General features: G+C 30.5%; 23 protein-coding genes and 1 pseudogene. All 24 read right to left on the bottom strand.

The annotated features are described in order from the left end of the window. Positions 1-10 precede the first annotated feature (10 nt). The 24 genes and pseudogenes from SJY27_RS16735 to SJY27_RS16620 all read right to left on the bottom strand — a co-directional run bounded on the left by SJY27_RS16735 (position 11) and on the right by SJY27_RS16620 (position 21,040). Positions 11-916: a hypothetical protein gene (locus tag SJY27_RS16735; RefSeq protein WP_397446016.1), complete on the bottom strand. Its 906-nt coding sequence runs from the start codon at positions 914-916 to the stop codon at positions 11-13. Next, positions 909-1,775 carry an alpha/beta fold hydrolase gene (locus tag SJY27_RS16730; protein ID WP_397446015.1) on the bottom strand — a complete coding sequence of 289 codons (867 nt, stop codon included), beginning with the start codon at positions 1,773-1,775 and terminating at the stop codon, positions 909-911. Before SJY27_RS16730 ends, SJY27_RS16735 begins: the two co-directional genes overlap by 8 nt. Positions 1,776-1,868: 93 nt before the next feature. Further along, positions 1,869-3,302 (bottom strand): amidohydrolase family protein, encoded by a 1,434-nt coding sequence (locus SJY27_RS16725; protein WP_397446014.1) that lies wholly within the window; start codon positions 3,300-3,302, stop codon positions 1,869-1,871. 140 nt (positions 3,303-3,442) lie between these two features. Further along, complete coding sequence (locus SJY27_RS16720; protein WP_397446013.1) at positions 3,443-4,375, bottom strand: NAD(P)-dependent alcohol dehydrogenase; 933 nt, start codon at positions 4,373-4,375, stop codon at positions 3,443-3,445. 94 nt (positions 4,376-4,469) lie between these two features. Beyond that, complete coding sequence (locus SJY27_RS16715; protein WP_397446012.1) at positions 4,470-5,324, bottom strand: CPBP family intramembrane glutamic endopeptidase; 855 nt, start codon at positions 5,322-5,324, stop codon at positions 4,470-4,472. A 25-nt stretch (positions 5,325-5,349) separates the two neighbouring features. Further along, positions 5,350-5,775: a hypothetical protein gene (locus SJY27_RS16710; RefSeq protein WP_397447940.1), complete on the bottom strand. Its 426-nt coding sequence runs from the start codon at positions 5,773-5,775 to the stop codon at positions 5,350-5,352. A 46-nt stretch (positions 5,776-5,821) separates the two neighbouring features. Beyond that, positions 5,822-6,466, bottom strand: a complete 645-nt coding sequence (locus SJY27_RS16705) for a DUF6624 domain-containing protein (protein WP_397446011.1) — start codon at positions 6,464-6,466, stop codon at positions 5,822-5,824. A gap of 64 nt (positions 6,467-6,530) precedes the next feature. Next, positions 6,531-6,899 (bottom strand): hypothetical protein, encoded by a 369-nt coding sequence (locus tag SJY27_RS16700; RefSeq protein ID WP_397446010.1) that lies wholly within the window; start codon positions 6,897-6,899, stop codon positions 6,531-6,533. 96 nt (positions 6,900-6,995) lie between these two features. Beyond that, positions 6,996-7,718, bottom strand: coding sequence for a DUF4386 domain-containing protein (locus SJY27_RS16695; protein WP_397446009.1), 723 nt, complete (start codon positions 7,716-7,718; stop codon positions 6,996-6,998). A gap of 13 nt (positions 7,719-7,731) precedes the next feature. Then, a complete protein-coding gene (locus tag SJY27_RS16690) occupies positions 7,732-8,301 on the bottom strand; it encodes a hypothetical protein (protein ID WP_397446008.1) in 570 nt (189 codons plus the stop codon). 172 nt (positions 8,302-8,473) lie between these two features. Continuing rightward, the gene (locus SJY27_RS16685) at positions 8,474-9,022 is read right to left on the bottom strand and encodes a hypothetical protein (RefSeq protein ID WP_397446007.1); all 549 of its coding nucleotides are present in this window, start codon (positions 9,020-9,022) and stop codon (positions 8,474-8,476) included. 45 nt (positions 9,023-9,067) lie between these two features. After that, a complete protein-coding gene (locus SJY27_RS16680) occupies positions 9,068-9,670 on the bottom strand; it encodes a hypothetical protein (RefSeq protein WP_397446006.1) in 603 nt (200 codons plus the stop codon). Between the two features lie 399 nt (positions 9,671-10,069). Beyond that, positions 10,070-11,107: pseudogene (locus tag SJY27_RS16675) on the bottom strand (serine hydrolase domain-containing protein). A gap of 111 nt (positions 11,108-11,218) precedes the next feature. Next, on the bottom strand, positions 11,219-11,947 hold the full coding sequence (locus SJY27_RS16670; RefSeq protein WP_397446005.1) for an acyltransferase family protein: 729 nt from the start codon (positions 11,945-11,947) through the stop codon (positions 11,219-11,221). An 87-nt stretch (positions 11,948-12,034) separates the two neighbouring features. After that, a complete protein-coding gene (locus SJY27_RS16665; protein WP_397446004.1) occupies positions 12,035-12,997 on the bottom strand; it encodes an NAD(P)-dependent alcohol dehydrogenase in 963 nt (320 codons plus the stop codon). Positions 12,998-13,074: 77 nt separating this feature from the next. After that, entirely contained in the window at positions 13,075-13,773 is a 699-nt protein-coding gene (locus SJY27_RS16660) for a DUF4386 domain-containing protein (RefSeq protein WP_397446003.1), read from the bottom strand. Continuing rightward, positions 13,770-13,922: a hypothetical protein gene (locus tag SJY27_RS16655; RefSeq protein WP_397446002.1), complete on the bottom strand. Its 153-nt coding sequence runs from the start codon at positions 13,920-13,922 to the stop codon at positions 13,770-13,772. The genes SJY27_RS16660 and SJY27_RS16655 overlap by 4 nt, the downstream gene beginning before the upstream one ends. Positions 13,923-14,160: 238 nt before the next feature. After that, positions 14,161-16,302: a CocE/NonD family hydrolase gene (locus SJY27_RS16650; RefSeq protein WP_397446001.1), complete on the bottom strand. Its 2,142-nt coding sequence runs from the start codon at positions 16,300-16,302 to the stop codon at positions 14,161-14,163. A gap of 30 nt (positions 16,303-16,332) precedes the next feature. Further along, the gene (locus tag SJY27_RS16645; protein WP_397446000.1) at positions 16,333-16,956 is read right to left on the bottom strand and encodes a hypothetical protein; all 624 of its coding nucleotides are present in this window, start codon (positions 16,954-16,956) and stop codon (positions 16,333-16,335) included. 112 nt (positions 16,957-17,068) lie between these two features. Beyond that, on the bottom strand, positions 17,069-17,791 hold the full coding sequence (locus SJY27_RS16640) for a LytR/AlgR family response regulator transcription factor (protein ID WP_397445999.1): 723 nt from the start codon (positions 17,789-17,791) through the stop codon (positions 17,069-17,071). Beyond that, positions 17,778-18,860, bottom strand: a complete 1,083-nt coding sequence (locus tag SJY27_RS16635) for a sensor histidine kinase (RefSeq protein ID WP_397445998.1) — start codon at positions 18,858-18,860, stop codon at positions 17,778-17,780. The genes SJY27_RS16640 and SJY27_RS16635 overlap by 14 nt, the downstream gene beginning before the upstream one ends. Before the next feature lie 137 nt (positions 18,861-18,997). Further along, entirely contained in the window at positions 18,998-19,390 is a 393-nt protein-coding gene (locus SJY27_RS16630; RefSeq protein WP_397445997.1) for a cupin domain-containing protein, read from the bottom strand. After that, positions 19,380-20,858, bottom strand: coding sequence for a serine hydrolase (locus SJY27_RS16625; protein WP_397445996.1), 1,479 nt, complete (start codon positions 20,856-20,858; stop codon positions 19,380-19,382). Before SJY27_RS16625 ends, SJY27_RS16630 begins: the two co-directional genes overlap by 11 nt. A 14-nt stretch (positions 20,859-20,872) precedes the next feature. Continuing rightward, complete coding sequence (locus tag SJY27_RS16620; RefSeq protein ID WP_397445995.1) at positions 20,873-21,040, bottom strand: hypothetical protein; 168 nt, start codon at positions 21,038-21,040, stop codon at positions 20,873-20,875. Positions 21,041-21,067 lie beyond the last annotated feature (27 nt).

The raw sequence follows: 21,067 nt of genomic DNA, 5'->3' as shown, positions 1-21,067 counted from the left end.
TATTTATTTTTTATACTGTTTTAATTACAAAAATCATTTGTACTTGGTGATTGGATAAGGATACAGATGGTATCCTTTGACCGTTAGCAATTTTAATACAGCTTAAACTTGGATTCCTATCTATTTTTAATTCAACTAAGTTTTGATTATTACTTACATCTAAATCCTCAAGGAAATTACTAGCTATGTATACATGAGTTAAACTGACATTTTTACTAAGATTAATACTTTGTAATTGGTTATCTGACACCAATAAAGTTTGTAATTTTTTATTTGAAGAAATATCTAAAGTATTAAGTTTATTAGTTGTTAATAATACATTTGTAAGATTTATAGCAGTACTTATATCTAGAAAAATTAAATCATTGTTACTTATATGAAGAACTTCTAATGTTTCATTATTGATACTCAATTCTTCAATGTAATTAAATGATAAATTAAGATTTTTTAATTTTAATAACTCAGATAAACCAATTATCGTGGTAAGTTGGTTTGCTCTTACATCTAATAATACTAGATTTATATTTTTACTAACATTTATATTAGATAAATAATTACCTGCAAGATGTATTTCTTCTAGAAGAATATTAGCCCCCAAATCTATCTGCTCAATATCATTTTGATTTGCATACAATCTTTTTAAACTTGTAAATCCCTCAATACCTGATAAATCAGCAATAGAACCAAACTCTAAGGTTGCTAATTCTAATTCTTCAACATCTTCAGCATCCGACTTTAACATTTGCTGATTTACAATACCATCTGAATCAATACCTTTTGCAATAAGAATTTTCTCGAAGCTATTGTCGGCTATACTCAAGTATAAATCAGATGATGTATCCATATTGTCATCTTTTGAGCAAGAAAAAAACAGGGTGATTGCTAATAATGCAACGTAAAATATATTTTTATTCATTCTTTTGGTTTTTATTTAGAATTAACTTTTCAATTATTTTAAAATTTTTATTGGTTGGTACATGTTTAGACTCCTCTAACAATATGACTTCTTCTAATGAAGGAAATAGTTGTTTTGCACGTTTAATCATTTTTTTACCTGGAAACATAATGTCCTTTTCACAAGCAAAAATGATGATTGGTGATTTTATTTTTTGAGCGGAATTTTTGGCGATTACAGGTAGTGGTGAAAAATCCATATTACAATGCTGAAACGTAGTTGACATAAACTCTAAGGCAAAATCGTCATATTCAGAAAAAAGAACTTTCATTACTTTCTGTATGTATTTTTGATTATTCGTTTTGATAAACTTTTTTAGAGGTAAAAACATTTTGTATAAACCTACAAGTGGATTGCCATTAACTATATAAACTGGTGCAATTAAGAAAACTTGTTTTACAGGTGTTTCATTAAACTCTAATGCTTTCAAACTAATAAAACCTCCGAATGAAAAGCCTACAAGCGTCACTTTTTTTAATTTTAGTTTTATAACTACCTCCATCAACCATTTTCCATAGTCTAAAGATTTCATATCTAGCCTATTCTCAGCACTTTTATTGGGTTGTGCTAATACATCTATTGCATAGACGCAATATTTTGAGGCTAAGCTAGAGAAGGAGTCTAAAATTTGTGGCGCGCAACCTCCCGTTCCGTGTATTAGTATAAGTGGTGGTAAATCAGTGTAACCGACTTGTATGACATTAGTTGTTCCAAATTTTGTCTCTACTAATTTCTCAGAGTAATTAACCTGAAGTTCTTTGAGCTTTTGATTGTAAAGACTTAAAATTTTTGATTTTCCTTCTTTTGATTTAAAAAACATAATTTACTCTTTTTTTGATTGATGATTATGATTGATTTTTTTCTTTTAACTATTTAATACTACTTCTGATTTATATACATTTTAGGCAATAATTTATTTTTCAATAATTATGTTTTCCAAATAACTAAGCGCTGTAGCCATTAGGTTCTTTCGATTCTTTGCCTTTTCATTAAAAAAATCTAGCATCTCTCTATTTAATTTTCGACCCTTTATAAAAACATAGGTTGGATTTTCAAGAGTAGCTAAATTTGCAAGTGGGTTTTCATTTACTATTAATAAATTGGCAAGTTTTCCTTTTTCAATAGTACCCAATTGGTTCATCTTTGCATGTGTTTGAGACGCATTAACGGTAGCTGTTTTCAAAACTTCGTAATTAGAAAGTCCCGCTTCTTTGTAAAATGCTAATTCTTTATGAATTGAAAAACCCGGAAGCGTAACTCCAATACCGCCATCAGTTCCACAAATTATTGGCACACCTGCTTCATGTAATTTTTTAACAATGGTTAAATGAAAATCGTGCTGTTTTTTTATCCTATCAACAGTAGAAGGGTCTTTTTGCTTGGCATTAAACCAACGCTCAAATTGCCTTTTGCTATCGTCCATTTTAATGAGTGGATTCATATATTGCAATGTTTCTGAATCTAAAATATTATCATTCATCATCATTTGATAGATATTATTAAAAACCATAATTGTAGGACAATAACTGGTATTTTTGGACTGTGAAATGGAATCGATTATGGGTTGCAGTTTAAGAGTATCTAAATCAAACTGTAAAGGTTGCTGCACAATTTCTTCAGCATGTTCAATGGATTTGATTTGTGAATTCAAATGATATATAAATGGTACTTTCTGAGAAGGGTGAGCAACAATATCCATATCAGAAATATTGGCTTGTTCAATCACAGCATCAAAAATCGGTTTATTTAGTCCATAATAGGTTTTAATGAAATCATATCCTCTTTCTTTATATGAAATTACAGCTTCTTCTGCCTCTTTAGGATTTGTTAGATTCAAATTATCGTCACCAATAAATTCTGAGCCTGTTAATTTTGGTCCTGTTGTAAAAAACGATGGTGAGAAAATATTTTCTTCAAATACATCTTCTTTAATCCTTAAATGCATAGGCATACCCCAAAGGTTTCTAATTGCAGTTACCCCATTAGATAGATAAAGACCGAGTTCATATCTATCCCAAACATGCACGTGCATATCGATTAGCCCTGGAGTGAGGTATTTATTCTCTCCGTCAATAATTTGAATGGCATTGACCTCAATAGTATCTGCAATCTTTTCAATAATTCCGTCTTTTATATATACCATTTTATCAACTAAAACAGTGTCCTGATTCATTGGGATTATATTCACATGCGTTATGAGATAGGAATTATGATATGCTGAATCATTCTTGTCAATTTCGAGATAATTTGTCCCTGATACATCAATCCAAACTATAAAGATTGCTATTAGCGCAAGCAAACCGATGAGAGCGAAGACAATTTTTAAAATTCGTTTTAATATTTTCATTTGTATAAATTTAAACAACGGGGATTCAGCTAAAAATAAGCTTTAATTATGATTTTATTATTTCTCTTCCTTCTTTTGATTTGAAAAACATATTTAATCTTATTTTTGATGTTCATGAATTATATTACTGAGTAGCTCAGCTATATTTTGATAATAACATTTCCTCTTTTATGACCTTGCTCCACATATTTATGTGCATCAGCCATTTTTTCTAAAGGATATATGCTATCGATAACAGGTTTAATTTTCTCTTGTTCTGCTAACGTTTTTAAATTAAAAAAAGCTTCCTTTGGTGTTAATGGTGTACCATGATCTATAGATATGTAATTGCCATTAGGAGTCAATGCTTTTTTACTCATTTCTTTTAGTTTCGATGATTTCGAATTACCAACTGCGTCGATTACATATTTATACCTTTCCAATTGTTTCTCTGCATTTTCTAAGGTGTAGTCAATCATCTTATCACTACCTAAAATCTTTACTAACTCGAAGTTTCTTGCACTGCAGACACTAGTAATATGAGCTCCCATATACTTTCCCAATTGTATCGCTATTGTACCGATACTTCCTGACGCTCCATAGATTAAAACTTTGTCGCCCTTGTTTATACTCGTCTTTTTCAATAAATGGGAAGCAAGCAAACCACCATAAGGGATTGCTGCAGCTTCCTCAAAACTAAGATTTGTAGGTTTTAACGCAATATTCCAATCTTCTGGTAAACAAATATATTCTGCATAAGAACCAAAACGAAGTTTGGTTGGTGAGATTGAACCATATGCAAAAACCTCATCCCCAATATCGAATAATGTAACATCTTTACCTTTACGCGCTACGATACCTGCTGTTACCATTCCTAAAATAGGATTTCTTGGACGTCCAAAACCAAATATAAGTTGCAGTATAAATTTGGGAATCATCGGTTCATTCATCTTACGAATAAGCACATCGCTTGTAGTTACTGAAGTAGCGTGTATCTTTATAAGTACTTCATTATCTTTTGGTGTTGGTTTTTCAACATTACTTAACACCAAGTTTTCTACATCTCCATACTTTATACATTCTATTGCTTTCATAATTGTTATTATTTACAGCAAAGTTGGTAACTATTTGAGCTTTAAAGGTTCGTATTTGGAAATTGGAACCTATTACATAGAAAATTAGTGTGGACTATAAGTTCTGTTTTACTGCTTTTCTCCAAAAAAATAATCCGAAAATAAGTGTTACTATAGCAAACATAATTCCGTTTTCACCAAGCCAATGTTCACTTCCTTCAACTTTTATGGTTAGCGAAGGCATAATTTTTTGAATGTAAACATTACTAACGGCATGAAAAATTACTGCTGGCCATAAACTTTTAGATTTAAAGGTGTAATAGGTCATAATAAATGACATAGAAACAATTACGATTGTGAACGTTATAAATTCTAATAGTACATTGTTACTATAGTAAACTAGCAATGGCCAATGCCAAAAAGACCAAATTAATCCACTAAAAATGGATACTCCTGTAAATGACAGCACTTTTCTCAACTCATAGATGAAAAATCCTCGCCATCCAATTTCTTCACCTAGGGTTGTTGCAGAGGCTCTAATAACCTCTATAGTTGCTAACAACATAATAGCTATGATAGTTATTGATGTTGGATTTAAAGTTCCAATACCAAACAGACCTAGTTCTTTTCCCCATTCCGTTATGGCTTCGCTATTGGCTAAATTTCCAAAACCGAAAATCCAAATAAGCACATAAGTGATTATACCATATAAGGCAGGAACAACATAAGACCATCGGATATATTTCCAATTCCCCCAACTCCAGTTAAGTGATGAAATTTTACGCCCTTTTATTTTTAAGGTAATACATGCAGCTATTGCAGGACACCACATGATAGCGCCAACATAAATTCTTGATGGATACAAATTCACTATGGCATAATGAAATGGTGAAGTAAGAGCAATTACAAGGCCTAGAAATATTAATATTGTTATCCATGTTTGTTTTTTATTTTCTATAGATTTTATCATGATGAGTAGTTTTTTTATGGTGCTATTATATTTTCATATTCATTGCTTCTGTGACTTCGCTATGCGTTGTAATTGATGTCTGTCTTGGCTTACTTATACCTTTATGCAAAATATCCCTAACATAGTCCTTATTTATTTCTAACTCTTTTCTTTTTTTTCTGATTGGTTCAAAATATGTGTTTATAGCTTCAGCTGTTATCTGCTTAAGCTGGCCTGATCCTTGGTCGCCAATTTCATTTGCTAGTTCATAAGGGTCTTGATCTAAACAAAGAGAAGCCAATATTATTAAATTTGAAACTTCTGGTCTTTTTTCATGGTCAAAAGTTATATAACGTTCTGAATCGGTTTTTGCTGATTTTATTGATCGTGCAGTTTCTTCAGGTGTAGCTTTAATCATAATAGAGTTGTTACGACTTTTACTCATTTTTTGAACACCATCTAATCCAACAATTTACTTTGCTTTTTAGCAATTTCAAAACTTTTGTTTTTCATTTATACTATTTGTTTGCTTTTTCCTTAGCTAAAATAAATTCTTCAGATCTTTTTATCTGTTCTTCCAAATTCCATTCGAAATCGAACCTATCCTGTAAAAATATGGCAATGGAATCTAACCCAATGGCAGTTCTTCTTTTATCTATGTTTTCAGGGTCATAAACAGGCCAAAGATTAAAGCTTTTCGTTTCTGGATAATACTTCATTTGCCCACCATAGATTTGTAAATCACCTCGTTCGGTTGCAATTCTGTCTTCTGCTCTGACCAAAAAGCGGGCTTCTAATTTTTTGTCTTTTACAGCTTGTCTCATCATTGGCAAGTATTGTAATCGAACTTCATTATCTGAGTGTTGAATAACATTACAAATGGTCCAATTGCCACGTTCGCCGGTCATTTCTTTTGTTGGCCAGCCATATTTATCTAGGATAGTCTTTACTTTTTCTTCGTTAATTGCATGATTTTTATCAATAATTAAATTTTGTTCTTTCACTAAATCATGATCAACTCCATACAGCTCAATTAAAGAGTCTCTCGATCTAATTGGGAGCTGTTCAGTTTTCCAGATGGTATCCAAAACAGCAATTAGGTTTTCTTGAGTCAGCTTTTTAGTTGGCACAACTTTAGATGTTGATGTATTTGAACAGCCCATTAGGGTTAGTAAACTGATTATTAAAATATACTTCATTTTGAAGAGTTTTTAGGGTAAATGATGATTAGAAATAATTAAAAAACAATTCAGTCATAACACCAAGAATAATACTTACCGTGGCTTTTAGAATTGTCATTCCGTTTAATTCAAATGTATTTGAAAAGGCTAACCAAAGAGATAAAAGTGCGCAAATTGAAAATATTATTGTTCCATATAGAGGCATTACTCTATCGAAAAGTCCTATTAGATTAAAAAGAGTATCAAATAGAGCAGTAAAGCCAAAAAGTGCTAACGTAAAATTGGTTTTTTCATATTCTCTAAATAGATAATAACCCGCAATTAATAGCTCTATACTAATAGCTAAAGGACCGAATTGGCTATAATATTCCCTTTTGAAATAGGTTTCAAAACCTTGTGGAAATTCAATGTCCATATAAATACCACACTTAAAAAAGCGCCGACAATCAATAGTAATATCGCAATGGTTTTTCTTTTTGTCATGTTATTTCATTTTTAGGTTTTAACAACATCAATACTCTGCTGTCTGTACCATCTTTTTTTCGCTATGCTCTATACTAGGTCTTATTCCAAAAAATAATAAATACCCAATCATCCAAAACTCACCAATAGTTGCAGGTAGTGTAAGATATGTATTGAAGCTAAAATCAATTCCTGCGTAGTGTATAACTGTAGAAATTAGATATCCTATCCCACCTAAAATAATTATTCTTCCTAACCAGACAGGCATTCTTTTAGATTTGATAACTATGTATCCCATTGGAAATAGCCATAATCCGAAAAATAAGCCACCAATACCCCAAGCATTTGAAATAATACTTTGAAAAACTTGAATTAGTAAAATTTTTTCTTTCATAGTAACTAAGTCAGAATTTGCTATACCTATTACTGAGGCCATTGAAATTGCACTTATCATAATAACTAAAGCATTAACCATGCCCCATATACCTAGAGTCCATGCTTCCCATTGGTAATGATCTTTAAATAATTTATAAAACCAAACTGCGGTAAGTGCTTGTGATATAACAATACCAAACTCTAATAGCAATCGAATTCTTGCTGTAGATTCCAATTCTACAAGATTTGTTAGTGTTTGTCCAGGATTACCAGACACAAATATTTGAGAATGATAGACCATAAACCCTAGAATTCCTGTAATAGCCATCATTAAATACCAAAAGCCAGTTATTCTAGCAGTCTTAATTAAATTTTTCTGTTCTGTATTTTCAGTCATAGATTATTTTTGATTAAAATCTATACCCTATTCGCAAGTGCATATTTAATTCCATTTCAGTTTTGTCTTCTGAGTACCCAGCGCGTTCGGCAAACGTGTGACTTAATCCTACACCAATACCTGCTTCATAGTTAAAATGCTCGCCTATATTTCTTCTAATTCCCCAAGTGGGTATAATAGAAAAATCACTTACTATAGGAGCATTATCAGCATTGAATAAGACAAACCAATCTGGGTGATAGCCCATTTTTAAAGCAAAAAAATTGCCACTATTTCCATCAATTCTTTTGGAGCTCTCTGAGCGTTTTTTGAGGTTGTAATAGAATCTTGGCTCAACAACTATAACAGGTGTTAGCAGAAATGGGGAATCATAATCATCATAAAAAGTAGTTTCCCAAATACCAAAATCAAAACCAAGCTCAGTCCTCAAAGCTATGGTATTTGACAGTTTTACTTCATTATATACCCAGACTCCTAGAACTCCTGTTTGTAATCCGAATGTTGATTTTTCTACACTTGTGTTTTGTGATTTTGAGGTTAAAGTTAGTCCGCACAAAACCATTGTAATTACCATTTTTTTCATAATATTATTTTAGATTTCTTTTATTTTTATTAGTCAACTTAAGAAAGTGTTAGAGTACAATACTTTATTACAAAGCAATACAACTCTATAAACCTAGCTTTACTCTTTATATAATGAGTGTTAAGGAGTGTTTTTGTTCAAACAATGTTGTTGCCAATATTTTTTTGTTTAGCTATTTGAAGACATATCTATACCCTACATTTATCATTAAACCATTAGCATAAATTGGGTTTCCAACGATTTTATCCGCGGTTGCACCTGTACCAACACCTCCTATTTCAATAAAGTAATTCGAAGATTTATCCATAAAAAATTCGAATCCGAATAATCCATAGCCTCCGAAAACAGTACTTTCTGACGAAAACTTACTAGACGGAAGTAACAATGTTGTTCCCCCTTCACCATACAGCCGAATGAATTCGCCAATCTTACCTCCAACTCCAAGAACCCCTATTGACATGCTCGAATATGGGGTCCAAGTAGTGGTATTGGTGTTTTTCAAATGTTCGTTGAACAATAAGTTTGCTCTTACACGCAGGGCGACTTGCTTTTTAGCAAAATATGGACTTGTCAAGTTTATACCTAACCCGAAGTCACGTTGATTTTGTTTGATATGAAACCCTAAACCCCAATTTGAATTTATAGCTTCTGTTTCTTGGGCGTAAGTTCCTGAAGCTATCCCGCCCATTAGAACACAAATAATTAAAATTATGTTTTTCATGTAATTGAATATTTCTATAATTAGTATTTATCCTCTGCAATAAACTTAAAACCAGCTAAATCCTAACCCTACATTAAAGATTAAGGCATCTCTGTATGCATCACCTTCTAAATTAGCACGACCCAAAACTAGTTTTGATTGCACATTAAGCACGAAATTTTTCTTTTTGTACAGGTCATAACCTGAACTAATCATTATAGCATGACCAAAGTTCCAATCGTCATTTATATTGTCTTTAATATCATAAAGCGCTGGGGAATCAATGGCTAAACCATAACCTCCATGAATCCACCACTTCTCTTTTACCCAATATTGTACAGATGGAATTAACCCTCCAAAATTTCTATCATTATCTTGAAATTTGTAAATATTTCCTGGCATAGATATAGTAATCGCTAATCTATCATTTAGCATATAACCTAACTTTAGATCTGGAAAAACAAAGGTTCCTTGCGACTCGTTAAAAGTTTGCATACCAGCACTATCTTCTATACTAATGAGGCCACCACCAAGCGTAAACTCGAAGATAAAACCCGCTCTTTGTGTTGCTGATTCTTGCTTTGTGTTTTGTGCAACGGTTTTGCTAGATACGAATGCCAAGGCAACACAAGCTATTTTTATTAAAAATTGTTTTCTGATTGATTTCATAATTTTTGTTTTTTTTGATTTTTAATTGATTTAGTAATCTCAGTTATTATTTTTCATGTATGTAAAGCTGTTTTACTATTGATTTCAAACACTATTATTATATGTTAAAGTTTTTTTAGTTTTCATTTTTCTATTATTTGCATTCTTATTTTCTTTTTCAAAAATAGGATAGCTTCATCTCTGAAACGTTCTATATTATAAAACAGAACTCATTTTTTCAATCCGCAAACTGCATTCGAATTAAAGGGCCGTTAACCAAGCTTACAAAAGTTTTTATATTGATATGAAAGCTTGATACCAGCTTTTCTGTAAACTTTTTTTTAATTCAATCAGTTTGTATTCATCGTAATAAATGGATATTATCTCTTTTTTGATTACTTAACATCTGAACTTATTTTTTTAGTCGTCATTTTTTGATTTTTTAATAATTCTGTGAATTCTTTTATTAATTATTTGCGACAAATTCCAGTTAAGTAACTTAGGGTCTGTTGTACTATAAAATGCAATAATTACGGTGTCTGTGTTTTTATAATATTTGGCAAAACTCTGATATCCAGGAACCCAACCATCATGTTCAAATTCGTAAATAGATGCATATATTTCTTGTTCATTTTTCTTAAAAACAGCACCATTATTTAATGCTCTAATAAACTTACCAACATCTTCTGCAGTTGCATGCATACCATAATCGTTGGTTTTTAAATCGTGCGCATATCCAACATGATAACCACTCATTACATCATCGATGTTAACTTCACTAACGGAGCTAAAGGTATTTTTTAGGTTTAATGGATTCAAAATTTCTTCTTGAATGAATTGAAAATTAGGATATCCCAAAACATCATCCATTATTTTATTGATTAACAAGTAGTTGGTATTGCAGTACTCGTATTTTTTACCGGGTTTAAAATTGGCAGGTTTACCCTCAATTAAAGCTAAACTTTCTTCGAAAGTTTATGTTGGTTTAGCCCAGAAATTTGGTGAATCTGTAAAATTTGGAATACCACTTCTATGTTGGATCATTAATCTAAGCGTTATCGTTTCTGCATTTTCTATTTTACCCACAAGCTCTGGCAGGTACTCAGCAAGTGTTTTATCTAAAGAGAGTCTTCCATGACTTACCAATTTAGTTACAGCAACTGCATCGTACAGTTTACTTATACTTGCAATTTTATAAAGAGCGTCTGATTTTGCAACTATTTCAGCTTCTTTATTGTGCCAACCTGCAGTGTATGTTTTTGGTGTTTTTCCTCTTTGATCTACGTAAACCAAGACACCTTCAAATCCGTGGTTTACGGCTTGATCTAATTGTTCTTGAACTGATTTAGGTAAAGGTAGAATCCAAGCTTTTACCAAAATCCACGGTACAAAATACAATGAAACCAAAGACCCAATTATTAATACACCTCTTAACATATTTTTTATTTTTTTGTTCATGATTTAATTGTTAATTCATTAATTTAAATAGCTATAGTTTTAAAATTTAAAATTCTATTTATAAAGACACTATAAATTTTACACTATCGATTTTTTTTTGAAATTGAAGTTTCAAACTTTATTAACACTAACTTTTATGTTATTTTTTTCTTTTGAATTCGCATTCCATTTCAAACCAAATAATGGTCTTAACATCTGAATTCTTCTAATTATAAATTCATAAATTAAATAACATCCAATAAATGTTATACCTGTAATTAAAGTAAATGCAATTAGTGCAGGTAAGTGAAATGGTAGTATTAATTTTGCTGCCAAATACAACACCACCATGTGTATTATGTAAACAGGATACGCTGCTTTACTTAAGTAGGATAACAACTTACTAGGTTTGTTAAAATATTGATAACAAAATCCAAATATTGAAAAGATCCAACTATTACTTTCAATAACAGTTAAGTAAGAAGGTGCTTCAGAAGCAAAGATTACATATCTTACCGTATATAATACAGTTGCTAACCCAAGAAAAAACCATTTCCATAGTTTTACTGTGTTCCAAAATACTTTACCCACAATCATAAAAAGGAAACCAAAAAAGAATGCCAGTAAGCCAATTGCAAAACCATGCCAAGTTTGCGCATACACTGCAAAAGGTTTTGGTTGAAATACTAGAACTTCTGCAATAAAAAAAACATTTATCAATAATAAACCTAAAGGGTTGCTAAATAATCGGTTTACAAGATTTACAATTTTGGAAAGTTTCCCTTTTTTGATATTAAAAAATATAGGCAAGCCTATTAATACATAGACAAAAATATTTCCTAAAAACCAAAGGTGCCCCATTTTCTTAAAATTTATTGCATTTAGAAATTTTTAAAGATTTTTAAGAATATTACGACTTTTAAAGAAGAAAATTAATTTGGTCATGTGTTATAGATTAACAACAACAATATTTCCCACCTTACCACCAGTTTCAATATATTGATGAGCATATTTTAAATCCTCTAAATTATATGTTTTGTCAATATGAGTTTGCAGTTGATTCTGTTTAAAGAGACTTATTAAGTCCTTTAGCAAACTTTTTAATTCTTCTTTCTTTTTTATGCCAGTAGCTTCAAACTTAACTTTTTGGGGGTGCAATATCATTTGCCCTAATATTTGAATACTTAGTACAGGTGTCATAAAAATTCCATTATCATTTAAAATATTTTTAGAGTTATTATAAGAAAGCTTACCCACAGTATCGTAAACCACATCATATCTACTTTGTAGTTCGTTCAATTTTATTGTGGTATAATCTAACACCTCATCTGCACCTAATGCTATCACAAAATCGATATTTTTTGAACTACATATACCAGTAACCTTTGCACCCATTATTTTTGCTAACTGTACAGCAGCAGAACCTAAACTACCTGAAGCTCCATTAATAAATACATGTTGACCTTGTTTAATTTTTGCATTTTCTTTTAGGAAATTATAAGAGGTTAAAAAACCGTCACATATTGGTGCAGCGTCACAATGAGAAATATTTTTTGGTTTTTTTTCTACAAGTTCATTTTCTCCAATACATAAATATTCGGAGTTACTTCCGTTTCCAAACAATTTTTCTCCGAAAACTTCATCACCTATTTTAAACCTTGTGATTTGTGAACCTATAGCCTCTACGATTCCTGAAAATCCCGTTCCTAAAACTGTGTTCTTAGGTTTGAATAATCCTAAAAATATTCTACCAAATTTAGGTATACCTTGTCGCATCATTGTATCTGCTCTTGTTACTGATGCGGCTTTGATTTTTACTAAAATCTCATTAGGTTTTGGTGATGGGATTTCAACATCAATTATTTGAATAACTTCTGGTGAACCGTATGTTGTATAAATTGCTTTTTTCATAATTGTTATTATTTAGGACAAAAATGGTAAACATATGTATTATAAAAGTTCTTCTTTATAAAGCCGAACGAAATGGATTACACAGTAGTTTGGGATTTGAGACACTTAAGATTTACTCCGTTAATTAAAAGCCAAATACCAAATACCAGCTCAAATAATGCACCTGGTGCCATCAATACCTTTAATTGTTTTGAAATGACTGGAAATAGAATTTGTGAAGTGAAACCTATAAAAATTGTTGTATAGGTGAAAAGCCCCCAATAACTTAACCATTTAGGTACGTAAGAAGCTGATTGTAACAATTTAATAAATATGAATGCACCTATACTCATAAGAATGAGATGAAGATTAGATCCCATGCCATATACGTCAAAAAAAACAGAAGCTAATGAATGTAAAGTATCATTTGTAAACTGGTATTTTTCTTCCTTTCTTAAAATAATTAATGGCGCTGCATATAATAATAGCATTACGAAACCCATTACGACTTCTGCCACTCTAAATATAAATCCGAGAGTCGCTCTATTTTTATTAATAGACTTCGTTAGTATATACAGTGCAACAGCCATCCACATTACTAATGCGTACATTGTAATATCTAAAACTATGGACATTCTAAACTGAAATTCTGATGCTAATAGTGTTTCAGGTTTATGTAGACCTATTTTAACAAAGAAAATATTTATGAACCCAATTAAGGTTGTTGTTAAATAGGTAAAACCAACTATTTTAGTTTGTTTCTGTATTTCACTAATTTTAATATTTGTTGTGCTCATCTTTTTTGAGTTGTATATTCTAAACCTGCACCAATTGCAATTCCAATTGGTAGCCATAATGCTATATTAGAGGTTAAGACACCAACTAACACTCCAAAAATTACACCTACAGCTATCTTGACTCCTTTTGTACTTTTTTTTGTTTTCATTTTTTATTAATTGTATTAATTACTTTTAAAAGTAGGATGAGTGAAAGCGTTTAAAGTTTTATTTTATGAATCAGAACATATATAATTTGTTCTCTTTGCTCATCTAGATTTCATTCAAAATCAGATGTACTTGAAACAAATTATTATAAACAGGATCTTTATTTATTAAAATTCCAAACTGGTAAAGAAATACTACTGTTACCTGTAAAGGTTATTTTTAAAGGAGTTTCGGCATCTTTCATGCTTTCGGTATTTCATCTCTTCCTGTACCGTAATTTATTTGAGCATTGTTGTTTTTATTTACATTAACAACTATTACAATTTGGCTTCCTTTCTGTAGTTTTTTACTGATTAATTTAGAATTATCAAAAGAGATTTGTGTCGTTTGGTTAGGAGTTAATAAATTTCTTTGTTCTCTATCTTTAGCATAACTTGCTCTACCAATATAATAGCTCAAATGAAAATAGTTGCCTTCTGGTGTTAATTGATAAAGAATTACAGAATAATCAACATCTTTTTTATTGATTGAAAATTCAAGATTACCTAAAAATGAACCATTGATGATAATATCTTCCTTTAGCGCTTCAGATTTAAAAATCAACCCATCTTTTTTATTGATTTGATCACGTTCTAGAGGCCATGGATAATAGTCTATATTATTCATCGTTTTTCTGTCTTTAAAATCTATAGACATAGAAACCTCTGAATTATTTGCTTTCGTTTTTAATGCATAAAAATCATTACCTTTTTCTGAACTTAAATGAAACTGTAAAGTGTCATTTGTCATGGCATTTAAACTCGGTTTATGCATCCAAGTATTGGTGCCCATGACTTGAAAGTTGACTTTATCTTTTAAAATACTAGGCTTTGCTTTTCCTTTTAAAACATAATCAAACCATTGGTAAATAATATCCTCTTCAATGTTTATCAAAGCAGATTTGTCTAATTTATAATTCCTTAAGCTTTCTTCTGGCTTCGATTGTGCAGTCCAATGATCATAAGGCCCAACCAATAAATAATGATTTGGATTTTTAACGTATTTGTGATGCTCGCTAAAATAATACATGGCTCCTCTTTGTGAATCATCATAATAACCCGTAATCGTTAAAATTGGAATATCAATTTTTGCAAATTCTTGTTTATAGGGAATCATTTTTTTCCAATACTTATCATAACTTGGATGTTGCATATACGAATTCCATAATGTATTTACCTGACCATCTAAACTATCTAATTTGTTAAATGCGACTCCTGTTTTGTACCATGTGTTTTTTAGGGAATTCCAGCGATTAATGTCATTCGATGCTTTATAATCTAAAAACTTGTTGTTAGTGACATAAAAGTTCCATGAATAGGAATAATTATGCAGTACATTATTTTCCATTGGATAATCAATTCCTGGGGCAATAGCAACCATAGGAACTATTGTTTTTAAAGCAGGATGCACTTTGTGTTTCATAGAAGCCCATTGTGTAAAGCCATTATAACTCCCACCAAACATGGCTACTTTTTGATTAGACCAAGCCTGTTTGCTAATCCAATCGATGACTTCATAAACATCTGTGTTTTCATATTCAAGAGGTTTTATGTCGCTTTTACTCCATCTTTTCCCTCTTGTATTCGCAATAACTCCAATATATCCTTTAGATGCAGATAACATAGCACTAACTTCATTGGTTCCTGCATATATAGATGAAACTAGTATAGCCGATTTTTTAGTTGTTGATTTTCCTTTTCGTTTTACAATTACCATTGAAACTTCAGCACCATCTTTCATTGGAATGACGATTCTGTCATTTACGATATATCTACGCTTATGATCTTGTTTTATTTCTTCAAAATAAATTGCTCTTGTTGATGAAAATACCGTGCTTAAAAAATATTTTTTTACTAAATCTTTAGATGTTGCTTGTGATATTTTTTCTGATTTAATATTACCATACGTAGTATTAAAATTACTAATATAATAATCAGTGGGGTCTCTTAATATCAATGCCTTATCTAAATTGATCACTTGTATATCATCAGAATTCTCTACGTAATTTTTGTACGATTTTTTAAACACATCTTTAAAATTTTTAGACAACTTTGCTTCCACATAATGCCTATAAACATCTAAATACTGTCTTTGATCTGTTGGTGTTTCTTTAATTCTTTTTTTGATGGTAATTAATGCATCTTCATAATCACCTCTAATCAACTGAAACTTAAATACATCTATTTCAGACAGGTTTTCTGTGTCACAAAATCCTGCTATCTGTTTCATTTGTTGTTCAATAGCAACTGAATCTGATAAATCTATTTTTTTTAATGATATCTCTTGACCAAAATAAGTAATACTATTTGCTATAAGTAATAATATTAGAACTGATTTTTTCATAGGTTTTATTTTAAAAAGTGAAAACAAATCTTATTGTTTCGTATTTGGGTTTGTATATTCAATTAACTCTTCATTGTATACAAAGTCATCTTGAGTTTGCGTTAACTTGATAAAATTTTTCACTTTTGGTGCATACAGCCATACTTCATCTGTTCTGGCACTATATCCTCTGGAATTGGATATTGTTCCTTTATACTCAATGGTATAAGCCATAAATGTTCCTGCTCCTACTTTTTCTTCTTTATAAGATAAAACTTCTACGTCTTGACTTTGTTTTCCTGTGGTTCCATCTTGACTTGTCCAGTTCTTTTCGTATTTCCACTTTTTACCAACTTTTAAAGGCCATTTATATCTTGGAGTTTCACTTTCATCAGGCTTTACCATATCTAAAACTGGAACTGTATCTTTTCCAATTGTTATACCTAAACCATAAGGCATTTTAACTATTTTTCGCACATCTTCTCCATCTGAACGTATTTCCCCTTTATCTGTAACTCCCTTGTATTTCCAAACCCATTTTTCACCAACTGCATAGTCTTTTAGAGTTGGTTGTTTTGCTTCAGTTGCTATCTCTTTATCACAAGCATATAATCCAATAAATACTATTACGTATAAAAAATTAAGTGTGATTTGTTTTTTTCTAAGGTTATTCATGATGTACTTTTTAATTATTTACAATACAAAGTAAAGTTCTTTGAAGCCATTATTAAAGAGAAAGTACAGGAGCGTAAATAAAAATCAATGAGCGTTAAAATAAGTGATATTTTTATAAACTATTCCAGTTTTTGAACTTAACTGACTGTCTACTAGATACCTCCACTTTTTCACCAGTAGTTAATATAATTTGTAGTCTATTATTAAAGTAGGGGTGAATCTCTTTAATGTAATGTATGTTAATCATTTGACTTCTATTCACCCTAAAAAAGACTTTAGGATCTAACTTCTCTGTTAATAAATTTAAAGAACGTTTTATCATTGCTTTATTTGAACCAAAATACAAACGTGCATAATTTTCTAAAGATTCAATAAAATGTATCTCTGTTAAGGGAATGAAATGACATTTTTCTCCATCTTTTATGAATATCTTTTGATGCATTGGTAACACTGTAGACGCTAATTGTTTTCTTTTAGACAATTCTAACTTTACTTTTTCTATAGTTTTAGAAAAACGTTCGTCTCTTAAAGGTTTTACTAAATAGTCTAACGCATTCATCTCAAACGCTTTTACAGCATATTGGTCATAAGCTGTTGTAAAAACTACATTTGGTACATTGGTTAATTCTTCTAACAAATCAAAACCAGATTTTCCAGGCATATGAATGTCTAAAAACAAAATATCTGGTTTTAAGTCCTCAATTAATACTATAGCTTCATCTGCATGACTTGCTTCCCCAATAATTTTAAACTCTTTATGTTTTTGTAGTGCTCGTTTTACTTCTTCTCTAGCCAAACGTTCATCATCAATAATTATGGTTTTAAATAACTTCATCAACTATAATAGGTATTAATATTTTTGCTTCAACTTCTTCTGTATTTGTTTGAGTTAAGCTGAAAGTAGCTTCGTTTTTATATTGAATTGTTAATCGCTTTTGCAAATTTTTTAAACCCAAACCCGCATTTTTTTTATCATAAATAGTTCCAGGGTTTTTCACTATAATTTCAATAAAATCTTTTTGCTTTTTAATCATAAGACTTATAATACCCCCTTTAACGCTTGAATCGATTCCATGTTTAATGGCATTTTCTACTAACAACTGAATACTAAGCGTAGGTATTTTATAATTAACAAGATTGTCATCAATTTGTGTTTCTAGTTGCAAACGTTCTTCAAAACGCATTTTTTCCAATTCAATATAATCTTCTACTAAAGATAATTCTTCTTTAATGGTAATTAAACCTTTGTCTTTTTCATATAAAGATGAACGTAATAAATCTGACAATAAATCAATAGCTCTTCTAGCTGTATCTGGGTTTTCAATTACTAAAGATTTTATGGAGTTTAAGGAATTGAACAAAAAATGAGGATTCAACTGCGCTGATAAATTATCTAATTGCGCTTGTTTAGCTATTAAAGATAATTGCGCATTTTCTTTTGCTGTAACCACTTCTTTTTGATAATAATGATACAAATGATAGGCTAATACCCAAATAGACATTAAACGAAGACCCGTGAGTAAAATTGGGTCCCAATACATAATTGACTCTAAGAAATCAACGTTCTTAATAACAAAAAAGGTTCTGAAAACAATCCATTTTAAATTGTTTATGAAAACAAATAAAGCAGCTAAAAAAAGTATACTCGGAATTACTCTTATGAGTAATTGTTTTATGGGCAATTTACTCCATTCAGCTTTTAAAGCATACACTCTATACATATGTGTTAAAAATATTCCAATAGCAATATCTGATACATAATTTAAAAACGTGTAAAAAAAACCGTAATTATCTCTTGTATATACTGTATATGCCCAATAAATAGAAACCATACTCCACCCTACTAATTGGCATTTCCAGTATAAATGTATTTTTGATAAATTTTTATTTAGATGCAAATTCATAATAGACTACAAAGCAACGTAATTTACCTTAAAATAGGAAAAATAAATACATGAACGTATTTATTTTAGAGTTAGCGTTACATAATCGATGTAACTTATGATTTTTAAGAATTATAGTTTTTTTTCTTCTTTTTAACTTAAAAAATATGTGTTTTTTGATTTTTGATTGATTTTGTAATCTCAGTAATTACATTTCCTGTATGTAAAGTTGTTTTACTTTCTATTAATAGTATTGTACATTCTTTATCTGAATTTACTTTATGTTTTACTCCTTTGGGAACTACAAATACATCACCTTTTTGCATGATAAAAGGTTCTTGATGTTCTAATTCCATAACCAACGAACCTTCCAAAATATAGAACAACTCGTCTTCATTTTCATGCGTGTGCCAAGGGACTTTATCTCCCTTTATTTTGGCAATTTTCACATATTCATTATTGACTTCTGCTATTATTGTTGGTGAATAATAGGAGTGTAATTTTTTAATTTGATTATTTATATTTACCATGTCAAATTCATTATTGGTCATCTTTTACTAATCTGTTTAAAGTTTTCCTAGAACTTTCACTTCCGAATTCAACTGCCTTTGTATAACATTCTATGGCCTTTTCCTTTTGATTGTATTTTAAATAAGCCTCACCTAAAGAATCCCATAAATTACCATCTTTAGGAAATAATTTTACATTCAGTTTAAACAGTTCTAATGCCCAATCTGCTTGTTCTTCTTTTTTTAATCTACTATATCCTAGTCGGTTTAGTATGGCAGGATCATTAAATTCACTTTTGAGCTCTTTTCTTAAAAAATCTGGTAGTTTTTTTGCATTTTTAGATGAATTAATGTTCATAAATTCATGAATCAATTCATAAATATTTCTGGGAATTGGAGGCGCCTTATAATTCGCATCAAACATCATTTTACCAATTTCTCTTGCTACGTTTTCAGATTCAGGTCCTAAAAACTTATTCGTCATGTATATGATAACTATATCATCCTCTACAAATCTTACAAAATCTGCAAAATATAACCCGTTACTACCATTATGCGCAACAATTTTGGTGTCTCTATCACTTTTAGAAATGGCCCAACCATATCCATAATAGGATGTATTGTTATCATTTTCCGCTACAAAAGGGGTTTCTTGACTTTCTCTAATTTTTGATGTTAAAACGAGATTATTTTTTAAAGCATTATGCCATTTATATAAATCTTCAATGGTAGAATGAATATCCCCTTTACCTATACTATACCAATGATTATTATTATCTGGTAGATGTTGTTGCGTTGTACCCCAATCCATCCACTGTTCGTCATCTCTATTGTAGTAATATCCATGTGCTAGTCGTTCTTTATCAAAATTAACACTTTTATAACCTGTACTTTTCATTTGAGCAGGCACAAATAGATTTTTCTGTAGAAAAGTGTCGTAGGTTTGTTCTGAAACCATTTCTAGTATCACCGTTAACAGTATGTAGTTGGCATTTGCATATTGGTAGGATGTGCCAGGTTCAGCATGTAGTGTTGCCTCAAAAAACTCTTTTAAGAACTGTTTTTTGCTGGCTTCATGATATCTAAAACCACCTGTTTTACTGGAAATACCTGAAGTATGTGTCAATAGTTGATGAATTGTAATATCCGTCTTATCAAGAGGAATTTGAGGAAAATATAAACTCAGTTTATCTGAAGTTTTCATTTTTCTTTGCTCTACCAATTTTAAGATAGCAGATGCTGTAAATTGTTTGGTTACTGAACCAATATTAAAAATGGTTTCAGGTAAGTTGGGAGTTTTATTTTTTCTATCTGCCCAACCGTATCCTTTAGATAAAAGAATTTCTCCTTTTTTAGCCACTAAAACCACACCAGAAAATCCATTTGTTTCACTTGCCTTCAGATAAGAATCAATTTTATTAACAAGTTCTTGGTTCTTGTTTTGAGAAACAATGCTAACCGTTGAAAGTGTAATACCTATAAAAAATAGTGTCGTAAATAATGATTTCATTTTATGATTATTTTTTATGATTGCTTTTTTGTTGTACCATATTCTAAAGCTGCGCCAATGGCAATCCCTAACACAAACCATAATTGCATGTTTGAGGTTACATAGCCCAATACTGTTCCTAAAATAATTCCTAACCCTAATTTTACTCCCTTTCTGTATTTTTTAGTTTTCATTTTTTCCATTGTTTGAAATCTTAATTTGTTTTCAAA

It is taken from the genome of Polaribacter sp. R77954 (genome assembly GCF_044595335.1).
Lineage (GTDB): Bacteria > Bacteroidota > Bacteroidia > Flavobacteriales > Flavobacteriaceae > Polaribacter.
The sequence above is the reverse complement of the archived record's forward strand: the minus strand, read 5'-3'. Positions and strand labels throughout refer to the sequence as shown.

What these genes read in the sequence shown, in the direction of transcription:
- SJY27_RS16735 (WP_397446016.1), bottom strand. Translation starts at nt 916, where the DNA reads ATGAATAAAAATATATTTTACGTTGCATTATTAGCAATCACCCTGTTT.
- SJY27_RS16730 (WP_397446015.1), bottom strand. Translation starts at nt 1,775, where the DNA reads ATGTTTTTTAAATCAAAAGAAGGAAAATCAAAAATTTTAAGTCTTTAC.
- SJY27_RS16725 (WP_397446014.1), bottom strand. Translation starts at nt 3,302, where the DNA reads ATGAAAATATTAAAACGAATTTTAAAAATTGTCTTCGCTCTCATCGGT.
- SJY27_RS16720 (WP_397446013.1), bottom strand. Translation starts at nt 4,375, where the DNA reads ATGAAAGCAATAGAATGTATAAAGTATGGAGATGTAGAAAACTTGGTG.
- SJY27_RS16715 (WP_397446012.1), bottom strand. Translation starts at nt 5,324, where the DNA reads ATGATAAAATCTATAGAAAATAAAAAACAAACATGGATAACAATATTA.
- SJY27_RS16705 (WP_397446011.1), bottom strand. Translation starts at nt 6,466, where the DNA reads ATGGGCTGTTCAAATACATCAACATCTAAAGTTGTGCCAACTAAAAAG.
- SJY27_RS16700 (WP_397446010.1), bottom strand. Translation starts at nt 6,899, where the DNA reads ATGGACATTGAATTTCCACAAGGTTTTGAAACCTATTTCAAAAGGGAA.
- SJY27_RS16695 (WP_397446009.1), bottom strand. Translation starts at nt 7,718, where the DNA reads ATGACTGAAAATACAGAACAGAAAAATTTAATTAAGACTGCTAGAATA.
- SJY27_RS16690 (WP_397446008.1), bottom strand. Translation starts at nt 8,301, where the DNA reads ATGAAAAAAATGGTAATTACAATGGTTTTGTGCGGACTAACTTTAACC.
- SJY27_RS16685 (WP_397446007.1), bottom strand. Translation starts at nt 9,022, where the DNA reads ATGAAAAACATAATTTTAATTATTTGTGTTCTAATGGGCGGGATAGCT.
- SJY27_RS16680 (WP_397446006.1), bottom strand. Translation starts at nt 9,670, where the DNA reads ATGAAATCAATCAGAAAACAATTTTTAATAAAAATAGCTTGTGTTGCC.
- SJY27_RS16670 (WP_397446005.1), bottom strand. Translation starts at nt 11,947, where the DNA reads ATGGGGCACCTTTGGTTTTTAGGAAATATTTTTGTCTATGTATTAATA.
- SJY27_RS16665 (WP_397446004.1), bottom strand. Translation starts at nt 12,997, where the DNA reads ATGAAAAAAGCAATTTATACAACATACGGTTCACCAGAAGTTATTCAA.
- SJY27_RS16660 (WP_397446003.1), bottom strand. Translation starts at nt 13,773, where the DNA reads ATGAGCACAACAAATATTAAAATTAGTGAAATACAGAAACAAACTAAA.
- SJY27_RS16655 (WP_397446002.1), bottom strand. Translation starts at nt 13,922, where the DNA reads ATGAAAACAAAAAAAAGTACAAAAGGAGTCAAGATAGCTGTAGGTGTA.
- SJY27_RS16650 (WP_397446001.1), bottom strand. Translation starts at nt 16,302, where the DNA reads ATGAAAAAATCAGTTCTAATATTATTACTTATAGCAAATAGTATTACT.
- SJY27_RS16645 (WP_397446000.1), bottom strand. Translation starts at nt 16,956, where the DNA reads ATGAATAACCTTAGAAAAAAACAAATCACACTTAATTTTTTATACGTA.
- SJY27_RS16640 (WP_397445999.1), bottom strand. Translation starts at nt 17,791, where the DNA reads ATGAAGTTATTTAAAACCATAATTATTGATGATGAACGTTTGGCTAGA.
- SJY27_RS16635 (WP_397445998.1), bottom strand. Translation starts at nt 18,860, where the DNA reads ATGAATTTGCATCTAAATAAAAATTTATCAAAAATACATTTATACTGG.
- SJY27_RS16630 (WP_397445997.1), bottom strand. Translation starts at nt 19,390, where the DNA reads ATGACCAATAATGAATTTGACATGGTAAATATAAATAATCAAATTAAA.
- SJY27_RS16625 (WP_397445996.1), bottom strand. Translation starts at nt 20,858, where the DNA reads ATGAAATCATTATTTACGACACTATTTTTTATAGGTATTACACTTTCA.
- SJY27_RS16620 (WP_397445995.1), bottom strand. Translation starts at nt 21,040, where the DNA reads ATGGAAAAAATGAAAACTAAAAAATACAGAAAGGGAGTAAAATTAGGG.